Consider the following 15,240-nt stretch of genomic DNA (forward strand, 5'->3'; position numbering starts at 1 on the left):
AAGACGACATCATGGACATGCCATCGTCGCCCACGGGGCGAACCGATCGGAACCTCGCCTGGACGGCATTCAACGCGGTGCAGTTCGCCTTCACCCTGGCCTGGACAGCGGTGATGATCGTCATCGCGCTGCTGGTCCACGCGGTGCTGCGCGACCGCCACTGGCCGCTGCGCATGGCGTCGCGCTGGTGGGCCCCCGGCCTGCTGCGGGGCGCCGGCGCGCGGCTGCGGGTGAGCGGGCTGGAGCAGGTGGACTGGTCGCGCAACCACGTCTTCGTCGCCAACCACCAGTCGACCATCGACATCTGCGCGCTGTTCCGCGCGATCCCGGTGCCGCTGCACTTCCTGCTCAAGCAGGAAATGACCCGGGTGCCGCTGGTGGGCTGGTACGCCAAGGCGATGGGGATGGTCTTCATCGATCGCAGCAACCGCCGCGCGGCGCTGGGCTTCATGCGCCGGTCGACCGAACTGCTGCGCGACGGCGGCAGCCTGTGCATCTTTCCCGAAGGCACCCGCAGCCGCAGCGGCGCGGTGGCCGGGTTCAAGGGCGGCGCGTTCCAGGCCGCGATCGACGCCGGGGTCGAGGTGGTGCCGGTGGCGATCGCCGGTTCGGGCGCAGTGCTGTATCCGGAAGGGTTCTTCCGCGTGCGCCCCGGCGTGATCCGGGTAAGTTTCGGGACGCCGCTGCCCACGCGCACCGTCGATGGGCCGGTCGATCGCCAGGTGCTGGCCGACGAGGCGCGCGCCGCGGTGCTGGCGATGCTGGGACGCCGCGCGGACCCGGCATGAGCGGCTTCGTGATCGTCGACGACCACCCGGCGCTGCCGGGGCATTTCCCCGGGCGGCCGATCGTGCCCGGCGTGGTGGTGCTGGACCGCGTGCTGGCCGCGATCGAGGCCACGCACGGCCCGCTCGGCGCGCTGCGCCTGCCGCAGGTGAAGTTCCTGCGGCCGCTGCTGCCGGGTGAGCCGGCGCAGGTGACGCTCGAGCCGATGCCGTCCACCGGGCCCGATGCCCGCGCATCGCGCTGGCGCTTCCGGGTCGAGCGCGCCGGCGAGCTGGTCGCCAGCGGCGAGGTGGCCGCGGCATGAGTACCGGTGGGGCCGGTGGCTGGAAGCAGCGGCGCGAGGGCGGCGGCTGGTTCGCGCTGTGGCTGATCCGCGGCATCGGACGCTACGGCGGGCGCTCGCTGGCACGGCTGTTCCTCTATCCGATCACCGGCTATTTCCTGCTGCGCCGCACGGCCGAGCGCCACGACTCGCGCGCAAGCCTGGCCCGCATCCTCGGCCGACCGGCGACGCTGGGCGACGTGGCCCGCCACATCCATACCTTCGCCGCGACCATCCTCGACCGGGTGTTCCTGCTCGGCGGCGAGATCGAACGCTTCAGGGTCACCGTGCACGGCGTCGCCGCATTGCACGCGCAGCTCGATCGCGGCCAGGGCGCGCTGCTGTTCGGCTCGCACCTGGGCAGCTTCGAGGTGTTGCGGGTGATCGCGCGCCAGCGCCCGGACTACCGGATCCGCGTGGTGCTGGACAAGGCGCACAACGCGGCGATGACCCAGCTGCTCGACGCGCTCAGCCCGGAGATCGCGGCCGGGGTGATCGACGCCAGCCAGGACGGCCCGACGCTGATGCTGGCGATCAAGCAGGCCGCGGACGAAGGCGCGCTGATCGCGCTGCTGGTCGATCGCACCCAGCCCGGCGCCCCGACGCAGGCGGCGCGGTTCTTCGGCGCCCCGGCGCAGTTCCCGGTCGCGCCGTGGCTGATCGCGGCGGTGCTCAAGCTGCCGGTCTCGCTGGCGTTCGGCCTGTATCGTGGCGGCGACCGCTACGACCTGGTGTTCGAGACCTTCGAGGACCGCGGCCTCGACCTGCCGCGCGCGCAGCGCGCTGCGCGCCTGGCCGCGCTCATCCAGCGTTATGCCGACAGGCTGGAGCATTACGCCCGGCTGGCCCCCTACAACTGGTTCAACTTCTATGATTTCTGGAATTCCAATGAGCAACCGCAACCCGCGGCCGAAGTGGCTGCCGATGCTGCTGTCGGCATTGATGCTGGGCGCCGCCGCGACGGCCTCGGCGGCGCCGCAGGCGGCTGATCCCGGCGCCGCGATCGATAGCGACTGGGTGCTGCGGATCCTCGCGCGACCGGCGCCGATGCGAACCAACTTCGTCGAGATCCGCAGTTCGCGCCTGCTCAAGGAACCGCTGCGGCTGTCCGGCGAATACCAGCGTCCCGACGAGAACACCCTGGTGCGGCAGGTGCGCGTGCCGTACGTCGAAACCACCACCATCACCACCGACGCCGCCGGCGCCAGCCAGGCGACCGTGGCGCGTGCGGGCAAGTCGCCGCGCACGTTCTCGCTGGCGCGCGTGCCGGAACTGGCCCGCCTGCAGGCGAGTTTCGGCGCGTTGCTGGCCGGCGACCGCGCCGCACTGCAGCGCCACTACGACGTCAGTGCCCAGGGCACGCGGCGCAGCTGGGTCATGCGGCTGGTGCCGAAGTCGGCCCCGCTGGCGGACAAGCTGCGCGACATCACCCTGTACGGCCGCGGCGTCGAGCTGCGCTGCATCGAAAGCCGGCCGGTGCAAGGCGACGTCCAGCGCACGCTGCTGGCGGGCGCCGCGCGCGTCGCGCACGAAACCACCAGTGCCGCCGGCGTGGTGGCGCTGTGCCGCGGCGAGCAGAAGCCGTAACCGGGCCGCGCCAGATGGCATGCGGCCAGCCGGTGGGGACCGGCATCCGGACGCTGATCAAGGCGAAGATCGTGTGCCCGGTCTCCGTACCCGCGTTGCCCGAGACGGGTAGCGGAACGCTGCGTCCATGAGCGCGCGCCTGCGCATCACGAGCGCCCTGCTGTGGCTTGGCCTCCTGCTGCTGGCCGGCTGGTGGATCAGCGCGCACCTGCAGCTGACCGGCGACCTGCGCAAGTTCATGCCCGCGCCGGAAACAGCGGAGCAGAAGCTGCTGATCGACGAGCTCGGCGAAGGCCCCGGTTCGCGCTTGCTGCTGGTGGCGCTGGCGGGCGCCGATGCGCCGGCGCTGGCGGCCCAGTCCAAGGCGCTCAACGCCGCGCTGGCGGCCGACGGACAGTTCGCGCTGGTCGCCAACGGCGACGCCGACCTGGAGTCGATTCCCGAGCGTCTGCGCCCGTATCGCTACCTGCTCTCGAACACGCTCGACAGCCAGCAGCTCGACGCGGACTACCTTGCCGCGCAGCTGGACGAACGCGTGCAGGACCTGGGTTCGCCCGCCGGCGTGCTGGTCGAGCCGCTGGTCGGCAGCGACCCCACCCTGGAAACGCTGAAGGTCGCCGAGGCGCTGCAGCCGGCCAATGCGCCCCGGCGCCTGCACGGCGTGTGGTTCGACCGCGCCGGAAAGCGCGCGCTGCTGGTGGTGCAGACGCGCGCCGCCGGCTTCGACCCCACCGGCCAGCAGCGCGCGGTGGATGCGATCCACGCCGCCTACGAGCGCGCGCGCGGCGACGGGACTGGCACCCTGGTCCTCAGCGGCCCGGGCGCGTTCTCGGTGGAAATCGGCGGCCGCACCCAGGCCGAGGCGCAGTGGATCGGCACCTTCGACACCATCGGCCTGGTGCTGCTGATGATCGTCGCCTACCGCAGCTGGAAGATCCCAGTGCTCGGCGTGCTGCCGCTGGCGAGCGCGGGACTGGCCGGCCTGGGCGCGGTCGCGCTGCTGTTCGATGGCGTGCACGGCATCACCGTCGCGTTCGGCTTCACCCTGATCGGCGTGGTGCAGGACTATCCGATCCACCTGTTCAGCCACCAGCGTCCGGGCGTGTCGCCGACGCAGAACGCGCGCGCGCTGTGGCCGACGCTGGCCACCGGCGTGGTCTCCACCTGCATCGCCTATGTCACGTTCCTTTTTTCCGGCGTCGACGGCCTGCAGCAGCTGGCGGTGTTCACGATCACCGGGCTGGTGGTGGCCGCGCTGTCGACGCGGCTGTTGCTGCCGCGGCTGATCGACCCGTCGTCGCGCGACTTCGCCGATTCGCGCCTGCTCGCGCGCCTGTGGTCGGCGATCGGCCGACTGCCGCGGCCGCGCTGGTCGCTGCTGGCGCTCGCGCTGGCCGCGCTGGCCGCGATCGCCCTGGCGCCGGGCGCGTTCTGGCAGAACGACCTGTCGAAACTCACCCCGGTGCCGGCCGACGCGCTCGCCCGCGACGCCGACCTGCGGGCCGAGCTCGGCGCCCCCGACGTGCGCTACGTGCTGACGTTGCAGGGGCGCGACGACGAAGCGGTGCTGCGGGCCTCCGAGCGCCTGCGCCCGGCGCTCGATGCGCTGGTGCGCGACGGCGCGCTGTCGGGCTACGACATGGCGGCGCACTACCTGCCCAGCGCGGCGGTGCAGCGCGCACGGCAGCAGGCGCTGCCGGGTGCCGCGGCCTTGCGCACCGCGCTGGACGCGGCGCTTGCCGACAGTCCGTTCCGCGCCGATGTGTTCGACGCCTTTGTCGACGACGTCGCCGCGGCGAGAACGCTGCGGCCGCTGTCGCGGGCCGACCTGGCAGGCACCCCGCTGGAGGCCGGCGTTGGCGGCCTGCTGCTCGGCGGCAACGGCCACGCGATCGCGCTGGTGTCGCTGAGCGGCCTGGAAGACCCGGCCACCGTGGCGCGCGTGGCAAGGCTCAACGGCGCGTCGCTGCTGGACATGAAGGCGGCCTCCGAATCGCTGGTGGTCGCCTACCGCGGGCGCGTGCTCGCCGCGCTCGCGGCCGCGTCGCTGCTGCTGGCGCTGACGGTGTGGATCGCGATGCGCATGTCGGTGGTGGCGCAGCGACGCATGGCGCAGGCCGGAGCCCCCCCCGCATCGCCGTCGACGTCGTCGGCGTCGCGCGCCGAAATCACCCGCGCCACGGCGCAGCGCACGGTGCGCGTGCTGCTGCCGATGGCGCTGACCACGATGCTGATCCTCGCGGTCCTGCGCCTGTGCGGGGTGGAGCTCACCCTGTTCCATCTCGTCGCGCTGATCCTCGCCGCCGGGCTGGGGCTGGATTACGCGCTGTTCTTCGACCATGCCGGCGACGACTACGCCGACCAGCTGCGCACCCTGCACGCGCTGATCGTGTGCAGCCTGATGACGCTGCTGGTGTTCTTCCTGCTTGCCCTGTCGTCGATCCCGGTGCTGCGCGCGATCGGCAGCACGGTGGCGCTCGGCGTGCTCGGCAACTTCGTGCTGGCGCTGCTGGTGTCGCGGCAGCCGGCGGCCAAGGGGCCACGAGCGGCCGAAACCGCCGCGACCCCGACCGCATGACCATCGCACGCGCGCATCGCGGCTTCCGCCGCTCCTGCAATCGCCCGGCCATGCCGCACGCGCCGCTGCCATGATCGATCGCGACGAAATCCTTGCGCTCATCCCGCACCAGGGCGCGATGTGCCTGTGGGACGAGGTCGTGGACTGGGATGGACAGTGCATCCGCCTGCGCGCGCACAACCATTGCGACCCGGCGCACCCGCTGCGCTCCGGCGACATGCTGCGCGCGATCCACCTGTGCGAATACGGTGCGCAGGCGATGGCCGTGCACGGTGGACTGCGCGCGCGCGAATCCGGCGGCGCGGCCAAGCCCGGCATGCTGGTCGCGCTGCGTGGCGTGCAGCTGCAGGTGGCGCGCATCGACGACCTGCCCGGCGCGCTGGAGTGCGAGGCGCGGGTGCTGATGGAAGGCGGGGACAGCCAGCAGTACGAATTCCGCATCCACCACGCCGGCACGCTGCTGGCCGAAGGTCGCGCGGCGGTGATGCTCGGCGCGCCGTCGTAGGCGCGACGGAAGCCGCCGGCCCTCGGCGCCCCGCGACGGCCAGGAAGGATCGGAGGAGTTGCACGGCGCCGGCACCATTCCTCCCGGCCTCTCCCTGACGCCGCGGGAACGACAAGCGCCTGGGGCTGGCTGCCGCTGGGAATCGCTGCGCGAAGTCGCTGCCGTCGCAGACCGGCGATAATCGCCCGATGGACAAACACCCGACCACTCCGCGACGCGCCCTCGTCACCGGCGGCAGCGGCGACCTCGGCGGCGCGATCTGCCGCCAGCTCGCCGGCGACGGCCTGCACGTGATCGTGCACGCCAACGCCAACCTTGCCCGCGCCGAAGCGGTGGTCGCCGAAATCGCCGCGGCCGGCGGCAGCGCCGAGGCGGTCGCGTTCGACGTCGCCGACGGCGAGGCCGCGCGCGCTGCGATCGCGGCGCTGCTCGAGGCCGGGCCGGTGCAGGTGGTGGTCAACAACGCCGGCATCCACGACGACGCGCCGATGGCCGGCATGACCCACGCGCAGTGGAAGCGGGTGATCGACGTGTCGCTGCACGGCTTCTTCCATGTCACCCAGCCGCTGCTGCTGCCGATGGCGCGCGCCCGCTGGGGCCGCATCGTCAGCGTGTCAAGCGTGGCGGCGGTGCTCGGCAACCGCGGCCAGAGCAACTACGCCGCGGCCAAGGCCGCGCTGCACGGTGCGTCGAAATCGCTGGCGCGCGAGATGGCGTCGCGCGGCATCACCGTCAACGTGGTCGCGCCGGGCGTGATCGCCGGGCGCATGGCCGACGCCGCGTTCCCCGCCGAATTGGTGAAGCAGATCGTGCCCGCCGGGCGCGCCGGCACCCCGGACGAGATCGCCGCGGTGGTGCGCTTCCTGTGCTCGGACGCTGCCGGCTACGTCACCGGCCAGGTCATCGGAGTCAACGGCGGGATGGGGTAGCCGGGCCGCTGGCGCAGTGGGCAGCGCTGTTTTTTATGGAACCAGGGGGGTCCGGAATGCGCCGCGCCGCCTTCATCTCCCGGTGCGCGGCGGCGGCGTAGCATCCGCGCATCCCGAGACTGAAGAGGCAACCGCCATGCGCCTGTTCCTGACCGTATTGCTTGGCCTGGCGCTGTCCGCCTGCGCCAGTTCCGCCCTGGTCACCGGCACCCCGCGCGCGCCGATCGATCCGTCCCAGGTGCGGGTGTATTTCCAGGCGCCGCCCGGTGGCTACGAGGAGATCGCGATGCTGGAAAGCAACAGCGGCGCATTCACCTACGGCGAACAGAACAAGATGAATGCCGTGGTGGCCAAGCTGCGCAAGGAGGCGGCCAAGCTGGGCGCCAACGGGGTGCTGTTCCGCGGCACCGACGACGGCTATGGCGGTGGTGGCGTCAGCGTCGGCGCCGGCGGTGGCCGGGTCGGCGGCAGCAGCTTCAGCGGCGGCGGCGTCGGCATCAACATCAGCCCGCGGCAGAAGTACGCGCGCGGCATCGCGATCCATGTCGCCCACCCGGCGGCGGTGGACGAAACCCCGCCTGCGCCGTCGGCCGAGCCGCAACCGCAACCGCGCTGAGGCGGTAGGCCGTCAGGCGGCGCTGGCGTACCACGACGCGGACAGCGACGGCGGTGGCGACGCGTCGCCAACGGCCAGTGCGTCCAGCCCGTGGTCGCCGATTTCGGCGTGTTCGGCGCGCGCGCGCTGCAGGATCTCCGCCCCCAGCCAGCCCATGCGTTCGACATTGGACGTGATGCGCGCGGCGAAGGCGTCGTCGTTGAGCTGGTCGGCCAGCGCCCGGTTGAGCTCGTGGAACCAGTCGATGCGGTACTGGTCGAGCACGCGCGAGTCCAATGGCAGCGCGCGTCCCGCGTTGCGTTTGCCCCACTCGCGCAGCAGTGCCTGCATCGCGGTATTCAGCGCGCTGCCGCGTTCGAACTGCTCGCGCAGGCGGCCGAACATCCCGATATCCGCGATCCGGCCGGCAAAGAACATCGGCGCCAGCAGCGCCCAGTAGAACGTGTAGTCCCAGATGATCTTGACCGGCATCACCTGCGTGTCGCCGAACAGCGCGTACTGGTCCTGGAACAGGGTCATGGTGTTCTCGTAGAACGAGAAGTACAGCTGCTGGTAGATCTCCGCGTGCGAAGTCCAGTTCTGGCCCGCGCGCTCGCGCGCGATGACGTTGCAGATGAAGGTGTTGGAGATGGCGATGAAGTCGCTGCCCGGCGAATAGAACGGATCCAGGAACAGCCCGGCTTCGCCGGTGAGCGCCCAGCGGTTGCCGAACACCTGTCGGCAGCCGTGCGAGAAGTGGCGCAGGAAGCGGAAGTCGCACAGCGCGTGCCCGGGCTGCTCCAGCGACGCGGCCACGCGCGGCTGGTGCTCGCGCAGCCAGGCCATCGCCTTTTCATGCGTGTTCATCGTGTCCAGCGGATGCGTCTTGCCGTCGCAGACGATGCCCAGCGAGTGCGCGCCCGATGCCAGCGGGATCAGCCAGAACCAGTAACCCGGCCCGCACATGTGGTTGGTCGAGCGCCAGCGGTCGGGCGGCGTGCAGCGCGCCAGCCACTGCGGGTCGTCGGACCAGTCGTTCGGATCGATCCGTCCCTCGACGCGCCACCACGCTGCGTTGGCGTCGTGGTCGTTGTCCTGGGCGAGGTCGAGCTTGCGCTTGAGCAGGCCTGCGCGGCCGCTCGCATCCACCACCCAGCGCGAGGACAGCGTGGTCGTGGCGCCGGCGTGCTCGAAGGTGACTTCGTGCGCGGCGTCGCCGTCGTCCAGCGCGATCGCGCGCACCGTGGCGCCGTCGCGGAAGTCGACGCCCAGGCTGCGTGCGCGCAGCCCGAGGAAGTTCTCGAACCGGCCGCGGTCGATCTGCCACGACGGCGTCGGCAGCAGCCGGCTCACGCCCAGCTCGGTGCAGCGCTCGATGTCCTCGCGGCCTTCGGAGAAGAAGAACCGGAAGCCGAATTTGCGCACGTGCGCCTCGTCGAGGTGGTCGCGCAGGCCGAGGACGTGGGCGAAGTAGTGCGCGCCGATCTCCACCGTCGACTCGCCGACCTTGAACGCCGCCTCGCGCACCGGGTGCGCGTTGCGTTCGAGCACGGTCACGCGCAGGCCGGGATCCTGGCGCCGCAGCTGGATCGCCAGGGTCAGCCCGGCGAGGCCGCCGCCGAGGATCGTGATGTCGGTATCGGTGTCGGCTTGCTTGCTCATCCTGCGCGCTCCACTTCCGTGTTGGTCGGCATTGCGTTGAATTCGCCGTCGGGGTCGTCGATCACCGGCGGTCGCGCGCGTGTTCCGCGGTAGGCGCCCATGAGGTCGCCGTAGCCCAAGACCTGCTTCACCACGTGCGAGGTGATGTTCCACAGGTCGCGGAACAGGCGGAAATGACTCTTGCGGAACTGCATCGGCGCATCGGCGCTGGCGTAACGTGTCTCGATCGGGACGGCCACCACGCCGGCGCCGGCGCGACGCACCGCCGACAGCAGCATCTGCGCCTCGAACACGAAACCCTCGCCGGGGATGTCATCCAGGGTGTACACGGCATGCGGATACAGACGCTGGCCGCTCTGGCTGTCGATGATGCGGAAGCCGCAGCCCAGCCCGATGCCCCAGTCGCCGAAATCGTTGCCGATTCGGCGGTACACCGGCTGGTTGGCGCGCTTGCGCAGGCGTGCGCCAATGATGACGGCGCCTGGATTGCGGTTGGCCGCGGCCACCAGGCGCGGGATGTCGGCGCCGCCGTGCTGGCCGTCGCCGTCCATGGTCGCCACCGCCTGCGCGCCGATCCGCTGCGCCTGCGCAAACCCGCTGCGCAGCGCCGCGCCCTTGCCCAGGCGACGCGGATGGCGCAGCACGGTCGCGCCGAGATCGGCGATGCAGTCGGCGGTTCCGTCGTCGGAGCCGTCGTCGACGACGATCACGTGGTCGCAGTGCGCGAGCGCGTCGCGCACCACTTCGCGGATCCGCAGCGCCTCGTTGAGCGCCGGGATGACCACGGCGACGTTGCCGCGGTGCAGGTACGCGGGCGCGGCGGCGTCAGCCATGCGCGAGTTCCACCCGCAGCGCGCGCTCCGGCCCGGCGGGCAGCAGGACCACGTCGCCGTCGCCGGCCAGCGCTTCGAACAGCGGCAGCATCGGCGCCATCGCGTTGCCGGCGGCGTGGCGCGACAGCGCCCCGGTCGCGGCTGGCGCGTGGCCGTCGACCAGGGTCGCGCGCAGGCGCAGGGCGCCGTCGCTCCGCGACAGCACCAGCGCGCCACCGAGCAGGCCGCGGCTGTGCGACATCGATTCCAGCGGCCCGACCGCGTACCCGTCGTAGCCGGCGAGCAGCACCGCTTCGGCGCCGTCGCCCAGCTGCGCCAGCGCTTCGATCAGGCCCTGCGCGAACGTCGCATCGAAGGCGCTGATCGCGGTGCTGGCGTGCATGCAGCCGCTGCCGATGGTCCAGTAGCCGGCGGCTGCGTTGTGCACCGAGTTGTGGAACTTCGTCGGCGAGATCGTGCGCGGATCGCGGGCCAGGGTGGCGCACATGTAGTCGGTGATCGCCAGGTCGCCGTGGGTCGAGGCGAACACCGAGGGCAGCGATGCGGGATCGCGCCCGGCGGCGTTGCACGCGGCGAGCGCGACCTCGAGCGCGACCGACACTGTCTCCGGCGCACGCCGGCGCTCGTTCGCGGCCAGCAGCTGCGGGGACGGGCGCCGCGGCGCGTCGGGCGCGGGTGCGCCGCTGGCGACAAAATCGCGCGCCGCCTGCCAGGACGGCAGGGCGTCGGTCCAGAAACCGATGCCTTCGATGGTGACCGTGCGTTCTGGCATGGTCAGGCCATCCCGAACACGAGCGAGCAGTTGTTGCCGCCGAAGCCGAAGGAGTTGTTCATCGCGTAGCGCAGGCTGCCCGAGCGGGCGTTGTCGAAATGTATCTGCGGCCCGCAGGCGTCGTCGCGAACCGTGCTGTTGAGGGTGCCCGGCAACAGGCCTTCTTCCAGTGCGATCAGCGCGAATACCGATTCGACGATCCCCGCCGCGCCAAGCGTGTGGCCGGTCCAGCCCTTGGTCGAGCTGGCGTGCAGGGTGTCCGGGAACAGCGCCGCCACCGCCTGCGCCTCGACCGCGTCGTTGGCGGGGGTCGCGGTGCCGTGCAGGTTGAGGTAGCCGACCTGCGCGGCGTCGATGCCGGCGCGCGTCAGCGCGGCCTGCATCGCCAGGCGCGCGCCCAGGCCCTGGGGATGCGGCGTAGACATGTGGTGGGCGTCGCTGGACTCGCCGTAGCCGCACAGGCGCAACCCCGGCTTGCCGGGTTCGGCGCGCTCCAGCAGCGCGTAACCGCCGGCTTCGCCCAACGACAGTCCGTCGCGTGCCGCATCGAACGGACGGCACGGCGCCGACGAGACCAGCCCCAGCGCGTTGAAGCCGAACAGCACGCTGCCGCACAGGGTGTCGACTCCGCCCACCAGCGCAGCATCCGCCAGTCCGGCCTGGATCAGCCTGGCCGCCTGTGCGAACACCTTGGCGCTCGACGAACAGGCGGTGGCGATCGTGATGCACGGCCCGCGCAGGCCCGTGGCCTGCTGCACGAAATGACCCAGCGAGTGTGGCGTGTGCACGATCGGCTGGTCGAGGTCGGGCGGGAAGTGCCGGCCGTCGTCGACCAGCCGCGTGTAGGCCTCTTCGGTGGCGCCGATGCTCGAGGTCGACGTGCCGAGCACCAGCGCCACGCGCCCGGCGCCGTGGCGCGTGCGCACGGCGTCGACCCGCTCGGCCATGGCGTCCTGCTGCAGGGCCAGCCAGGCCAGCCGGTTGTTGCGGCAGTCCCAGGGCATGAGCGCGTCCGGCAGCGCGGCCTCATCGAGGCCGTCCACCCGCCCGATCCAGGTGTCGAGCCGCTGTTCGTCCGTGGCGCCGGTGCCGAAGTCGTTGCGGCGCAGCCCGCCGATGCGTTCGCGCAGGGCGCGGGCCTGGGCATCGCGTCCGCGCCCGAGCGCGGTGGTGGCGGTGTGGGCCGTGATCGCCAATGCCGGCGGGATTGGCGACGATTGCACTTGCGGCACGCGTGGGACGTCCATTCGGGAAAGTCCGGAAGTATAGCGAGCAGGCCGTGGCGCCCGGCGTGCATGCGTGCATTCCAGCCGCCGCGTGGATCGGCGGTGGAGGATGTGCCCGGATTGCGTGGCGGTCGCGCTGATCCGCGGTATCTCGCGCTCACGGGGCTGCTGACGACCCGATCGAGCCATCCGCGATCGGCGTTGATCGGTACCAGTGGTCGAAAGTCGCGTCGCCGCGGATGGGCAGTCGCCGGTAGCACGGCATCGCCGTTCAGCGGAACGGAGAGCAGAATCTCCGCGTTCGAGGATGGGGCCGGGCGGGCCAGCAAGGCATGCCCGTTGATCTTCGCCGGTGCAGAGCGGGTCCGGGTACCGATCCCGGGCGCGACGCGGGACTCGCTGGTCGCCTGCTACGAGTTGCCCGCCGCCGTGTCCGGCGCCTTCAGCGCGCGATAGCGCGACAGGGCTTCCTCCAGGTCGCTGCCCAGCGACTGGCGATCCTTCAGCTGCTGCTCGAGGACCACCTGCTGGCGCAGCAGGTCGCCGTGCTGGCGCTGGATGTTGCCGGTCAGGGCCTTATTGACCGGCTTGGACTGCAGTTCCAGGTCGGCCGCCTGGCGCAGCAGGCTGAGCAGGCTCTGGCGCAGGTTGACCAGGCCCAGGCGCGATGTCTTGAGCGACTCCTCCACCAGGGTGATGCGCTCGCCGTAGGCGCGGCGCAGGTCGTCCTCGGTGGCGTAGGACTCGACCATCGCCAGGTCGCGGCGCTTGGCGGCCGCCTCGGCCTCGGCGTCGAGCGCGGCCTGCTTGCGGGCGCCGGCCGCGGCGGCGCGCTCTTCGTCGGTCGGCGCACGCTCGACCGAGCGCACGGCGATGCCGGTGCGGGCGCTGATCTCGGTGCGGGCGGCGTCGGCGGCATCGGCGGGCAGCGCGTCGCCGCAGACCTTGTGCCCGTTCTCGTCCCAGCAGTAGATCTTCTTGTTGGCCGGCGCCTTGTCCTGCGCCGGCGCCGCCATGCTCGCCAGCAGCAGCGCGCAGGCCAGTCCCGTGATCGTTGTCTTCATCGTTCCGTCCCCCCGGCCGGTCGATCGCTGCCATGGCGCTCGCGATAGGCGAGCAGGCGGTCGCGTTCGGCGGCCAGTGTCGCGCTTTCGCCGGCAAACGCCAACAGGTCCGACAGCCCGGCGATGGCGATCACCGGGATGCCCTGTTCATGTGCGACCACCCGCGCCGCCGAGCGGTCGTCGCCGTCGGCCACGCGCTCCTGGCGGTCGAGCGCGATGGCGATCGCCGCCGGCGTGCCGCCCCCCGCGGCGATGATCGCCAGCGCCTCGCGGATCGCGGTGCCGGCGGTGATCACGTCGTCCACCACCAGCACCCGGCGCCCGGCCAGCGGCGCGCCGATCAGGCTCCCGCCCTCGCCGTGGTCCTTGGCCTCCTTGCGATTGAACGCCAGCGGCAGGTCGCGGCCGCGGCGCGCGTACTCGCAGGCCAGCGCGGTGGCCAGCGGGATGCCCTTGTAGGCGGGGCCGAACAGCAGGTCGAACTGGATGCCGGCCGCCTCGATGGCGTCGGCGTAGCAGCCGGCCAGCGCCGCCAGGACCGCGCCGGAGTCGAAGTGCCCGGCGTTGAAGAAGTACGGGCTCACGCGCCCGGACTTGAGCGTGAACTGTCCGAAGCGCAGCGCCTGCGCGTCGAGTGCGAGCTGGAGGAAGCGGGTGCGGTGGTCGGCGGACATCGGGCTGGCGGGCGTGGCGATCCGGACATGATGCCAGCCGCGGCGATGCTCTTGTGGGAGCGGCTTCAGCCGCGAGCTTTTGGCTTCCTCCTCGAAGGCTGGGGAGGGTCAAGAGCAAGAGCGCGCGGCTGAAGCCGTTCCCACGGGAGCCGGGGTGTGTGGCGTGGGGCGCGGGAATGCGGGCCTCAGAGCTTGCGCACCATCAGGTGCTGTGGCCCGGCGCTGCCGCCCAGGTACAGCTCGCCGGTGTCGACGAAGCCGGCCTTGCGGTAGGCGTTGATCGCGGCGACGTTGCGGCAATTCACGTTCAGCGCCAGCAGGCGGCGGTCGGGATGGCGCGCCTGCAGGTCTTCGCAGCAGGCCTGCACCGCACGCGTGCCCAGGCCGCGGCCCTGCCAGCCGACAGCGAGGAAGAACGCACGCAGGCCGACGCTGGCCTCGCCGATCGAGCGGCGCGCGACGATCGTCGGCGCGAAGTCGAGGCGGTAGAAGCCGACCGGCGTGGCGCCGACCAGGATCGCCATCGCCTCGCTGTTCTCGTCGCGCAGCGCGTCGTCGAGGTTGAAGCCGGTGTCGCCGACGAAGGGCGCCTGCTCCGGCGCCACGCGCAGTGCGCGCACGGCGTCGACAAGTTCCGGGGTGACCGGTGCGACGTGGAGATCGGGCTTGGCGAACATGCCGGCATGGTAGCGGGGTCGGTCATGCATCGCAGCGCCGCACGCCCGCGCCGCGAATGCGTTGCGTTACGCTTTCCCCTGCCGAATCCATAACGGCGTCATTCCCGCCTTCGCGGGAAAGAAGGCCGGAAGGCGTGACCGCCAGTCGCAATCTCCGGCCCCAACCCCCAATCCCCAAATCCCGGCTCTCCATCCATGCGCATCATCAGCTTCAACGCCAACGGCGTGCGTTCCGCGGCACGCAAGGGCTTCTTCGACTGGTTCATCACCCAGGACGCAGACCTGCTGTGCATGCAGGAAACCAAGGCCCAGGAGCACCAGCTCGCCGGCACGGACGGGACGCACGCCGACTTCCTGCCGGCCGGCTACAAGGCCTGGTTCCGCGACGCCAGCACCAAGAAGGGCTACAGCGGCGTGGCGATCTACAGCAGGCGCGAACCCGACGAGGTGCGCACCGCGCTGGGCCGTGAGTCCTTCGACGAGGAGGGCCGCTACATCGAGGCGCGCTTCGGCAACCTGAGCGTGGTGTCGTTCTACATCCCGTCCGGCTCGTCGGGCGAACTGCGCCAGGGCTTCAAGTTCGAGGCGATGGACTGGCTGGGGCCGATCCTCGACCAATGGCTGGCCAGCGGCCGCGACTACGTGCTGTGCGGCGACTGGAACATCGTCCGCAGCGCGCTGGACATCAGGAACTGGAAGTCGAACCAGAAGAACTCCGGCTGCCTGCCGCCCGAGCGCGCCTGGCTCAACGGCAGGATCTGCGAGGACGGCGGCAGCGATGGCACGGCGGCCTGCGCGGGCGGCTGGGTCGACGCCTACCGCGCGCTCAATCCGGAAGGCCAGGACTACACCTGGTGGAGCAACCGCGGCGCGGCGCGCGCCAACAACGTCGGTTGGCGCATCGACTACCAGTTCGTGACGCCGTCGCTGCGCGACCGGCTGCGGGGGTGTTCGATCCTGCGCGAGCCGCGCTTCTCGGACCACGCGCCGTTCACGGTCGACTACGCCGACTGAGTCACGCGACCACGTC

The 15,240-nt window shown here is 71.5% G+C and carries 16 protein-coding genes; 9 read left to right on the forward strand and 7 right to left on the reverse strand.

Going from position 1 to position 15,240, the window contains the following annotated elements; all coding sequences use genetic code 11:
* Positions 1-17 precede the first annotated feature (17 nt).
* The 8 genes from ACFOM9_RS11685 to ACFOM9_RS11720 all read left to right on the forward strand — a co-directional run bounded on the left by ACFOM9_RS11685 (position 18) and on the right by ACFOM9_RS11720 (position 7,323).
* Positions 18-788: a lysophospholipid acyltransferase family protein gene (locus ACFOM9_RS11685; protein ID WP_386711058.1), complete on the forward strand. Its 771-nt coding sequence runs from the start codon at positions 18-20 to the stop codon at positions 786-788.
* Entirely contained in the window at positions 785-1,090 is a 306-nt protein-coding gene (locus ACFOM9_RS11690; protein ID WP_386710672.1) for a hypothetical protein, read from the forward strand. The genes ACFOM9_RS11685 and ACFOM9_RS11690 overlap by 4 nt, the downstream gene beginning before the upstream one ends.
* Positions 1,087-2,097: an LpxL/LpxP family acyltransferase gene (locus ACFOM9_RS11695; RefSeq protein ID WP_386710675.1), complete on the forward strand. Its 1,011-nt coding sequence runs from the start codon at positions 1,087-1,089 to the stop codon at positions 2,095-2,097. Before ACFOM9_RS11690 ends, ACFOM9_RS11695 begins: the two co-directional genes overlap by 4 nt.
* Positions 2,033-2,695, forward strand: a complete 663-nt coding sequence (locus tag ACFOM9_RS11700) for a LolA-related protein (protein ID WP_386711061.1) — start codon at positions 2,033-2,035, stop codon at positions 2,693-2,695. The genes ACFOM9_RS11695 and ACFOM9_RS11700 overlap by 65 nt, the downstream gene beginning before the upstream one ends.
* Before the next feature lie 127 nt (positions 2,696-2,822).
* Positions 2,823-5,273, forward strand: a complete 2,451-nt coding sequence (locus ACFOM9_RS11705; RefSeq protein ID WP_386710678.1) for an MMPL family transporter — start codon at positions 2,823-2,825, stop codon at positions 5,271-5,273.
* A gap of 70 nt (positions 5,274-5,343) precedes the next feature.
* Complete coding sequence (locus ACFOM9_RS11710; RefSeq protein WP_386710681.1) at positions 5,344-5,778, forward strand: phosphotransferase; 435 nt, start codon at positions 5,344-5,346, stop codon at positions 5,776-5,778.
* 188 nt (positions 5,779-5,966) lie between these two features.
* Complete coding sequence (gene fabG / locus ACFOM9_RS11715) at positions 5,967-6,707, forward strand: 3-oxoacyl-ACP reductase FabG (RefSeq protein ID WP_386710684.1); 741 nt, start codon at positions 5,967-5,969, stop codon at positions 6,705-6,707.
* A 136-nt stretch (positions 6,708-6,843) separates the two neighbouring features.
* A complete protein-coding gene (locus tag ACFOM9_RS11720; protein ID WP_386710687.1) occupies positions 6,844-7,323 on the forward strand; it encodes a hypothetical protein in 480 nt (159 codons plus the stop codon).
* 12 nt (positions 7,324-7,335) lie between these two features.
* Here ACFOM9_RS11720 and ACFOM9_RS11725 read toward each other — a convergent pair whose 3' ends face one another.
* The 7 genes from ACFOM9_RS11725 to ACFOM9_RS11755 form a co-directional block, all read right to left on the reverse strand.
* The gene (locus ACFOM9_RS11725; RefSeq protein WP_386710690.1) at positions 7,336-8,964 is read right to left on the reverse strand and encodes an NAD(P)/FAD-dependent oxidoreductase; all 1,629 of its coding nucleotides are present in this window, start codon (positions 8,962-8,964) and stop codon (positions 7,336-7,338) included.
* Positions 8,961-9,797, reverse strand: a complete 837-nt coding sequence (locus ACFOM9_RS11730; protein ID WP_386710693.1) for a glycosyltransferase family 2 protein — start codon at positions 9,795-9,797, stop codon at positions 8,961-8,963. Before ACFOM9_RS11730 ends, ACFOM9_RS11725 begins: the two co-directional genes overlap by 4 nt.
* Positions 9,790-10,569, reverse strand: a complete 780-nt coding sequence (locus ACFOM9_RS11735) for a beta-ketoacyl synthase chain length factor (protein WP_386710696.1) — start codon at positions 10,567-10,569, stop codon at positions 9,790-9,792. The genes ACFOM9_RS11730 and ACFOM9_RS11735 overlap by 8 nt, the downstream gene beginning before the upstream one ends.
* 2 nt (positions 10,570-10,571) lie before the next feature.
* Positions 10,572-11,816: a beta-ketoacyl-[acyl-carrier-protein] synthase family protein gene (locus ACFOM9_RS11740; protein ID WP_386710699.1), complete on the reverse strand. Its 1,245-nt coding sequence runs from the start codon at positions 11,814-11,816 to the stop codon at positions 10,572-10,574.
* A 389-nt stretch (positions 11,817-12,205) separates the two neighbouring features.
* Positions 12,206-12,859, reverse strand: a complete 654-nt coding sequence (locus ACFOM9_RS11745) for a hypothetical protein (protein ID WP_386710702.1) — start codon at positions 12,857-12,859, stop codon at positions 12,206-12,208.
* Positions 12,856-13,533, reverse strand: coding sequence for an orotate phosphoribosyltransferase (gene pyrE, locus ACFOM9_RS11750; RefSeq protein ID WP_386710706.1), 678 nt, complete (start codon positions 13,531-13,533; stop codon positions 12,856-12,858). Before pyrE ends, ACFOM9_RS11745 begins: the two co-directional genes overlap by 4 nt.
* 185 nt (positions 13,534-13,718) lie before the next feature.
* Positions 13,719-14,210, reverse strand: coding sequence for a GNAT family N-acetyltransferase (locus ACFOM9_RS11755; protein WP_386710709.1), 492 nt, complete (start codon positions 14,208-14,210; stop codon positions 13,719-13,721).
* A gap of 195 nt (positions 14,211-14,405) precedes the next feature.
* Here ACFOM9_RS11755 and ACFOM9_RS11760 point away from each other — a divergent pair, with 195 nt between their 5' ends.
* Entirely contained in the window at positions 14,406-15,224 is an 819-nt protein-coding gene (locus tag ACFOM9_RS11760; protein WP_386710712.1) for an exodeoxyribonuclease III, read from the forward strand.
* Positions 15,225-15,240 lie beyond the last annotated feature (16 nt).

The organism is Luteimonas notoginsengisoli (assembly GCF_042648885.1).
GTDB classification, from domain to species: Bacteria; Pseudomonadota; Gammaproteobacteria; order Xanthomonadales; family Xanthomonadaceae; genus Luteimonas; species Luteimonas notoginsengisoli.

Excerpts from the sequence above, each read along its gene's own strand:
- ACFOM9_RS11685 (WP_386711058.1), top strand. The coding sequence starts at position 18 with ATGCCATCGTCGCCCACGGGGCGAACCGATCGGAACCTCGCCTGGACG.
- ACFOM9_RS11690 (WP_386710672.1), top strand. The coding sequence starts at position 785 with ATGAGCGGCTTCGTGATCGTCGACGACCACCCGGCGCTGCCGGGGCAT.
- ACFOM9_RS11695 (WP_386710675.1), top strand. The coding sequence starts at position 1,087 with ATGAGTACCGGTGGGGCCGGTGGCTGGAAGCAGCGGCGCGAGGGCGGC.
- ACFOM9_RS11700 (WP_386711061.1), top strand. The coding sequence starts at position 2,033 with ATGCTGCTGTCGGCATTGATGCTGGGCGCCGCCGCGACGGCCTCGGCG.
- ACFOM9_RS11705 (WP_386710678.1), top strand. The coding sequence starts at position 2,823 with ATGAGCGCGCGCCTGCGCATCACGAGCGCCCTGCTGTGGCTTGGCCTC.
- ACFOM9_RS11710 (WP_386710681.1), top strand. The coding sequence starts at position 5,344 with ATGATCGATCGCGACGAAATCCTTGCGCTCATCCCGCACCAGGGCGCG.
- fabG (WP_386710684.1), top strand. The coding sequence starts at position 5,967 with ATGGACAAACACCCGACCACTCCGCGACGCGCCCTCGTCACCGGCGGC.
- ACFOM9_RS11720 (WP_386710687.1), top strand. The coding sequence starts at position 6,844 with ATGCGCCTGTTCCTGACCGTATTGCTTGGCCTGGCGCTGTCCGCCTGC.
- ACFOM9_RS11725 (WP_386710690.1), bottom strand. The coding sequence starts at position 8,964 with ATGAGCAAGCAAGCCGACACCGATACCGACATCACGATCCTCGGCGGC.
- ACFOM9_RS11730 (WP_386710693.1), bottom strand. The coding sequence starts at position 9,797 with ATGGCTGACGCCGCCGCGCCCGCGTACCTGCACCGCGGCAACGTCGCC.
- ACFOM9_RS11735 (WP_386710696.1), bottom strand. The coding sequence starts at position 10,569 with ATGCCAGAACGCACGGTCACCATCGAAGGCATCGGTTTCTGGACCGAC.
- ACFOM9_RS11740 (WP_386710699.1), bottom strand. The coding sequence starts at position 11,816 with ATGGACGTCCCACGCGTGCCGCAAGTGCAATCGTCGCCAATCCCGCCG.
- ACFOM9_RS11745 (WP_386710702.1), bottom strand. The coding sequence starts at position 12,859 with ATGAAGACAACGATCACGGGACTGGCCTGCGCGCTGCTGCTGGCGAGC.
- pyrE (WP_386710706.1), bottom strand. The coding sequence starts at position 13,533 with ATGTCCGCCGACCACCGCACCCGCTTCCTCCAGCTCGCACTCGACGCG.
- ACFOM9_RS11755 (WP_386710709.1), bottom strand. The coding sequence starts at position 14,210 with ATGTTCGCCAAGCCCGATCTCCACGTCGCACCGGTCACCCCGGAACTT.
- ACFOM9_RS11760 (WP_386710712.1), top strand. The coding sequence starts at position 14,406 with ATGCGCATCATCAGCTTCAACGCCAACGGCGTGCGTTCCGCGGCACGC.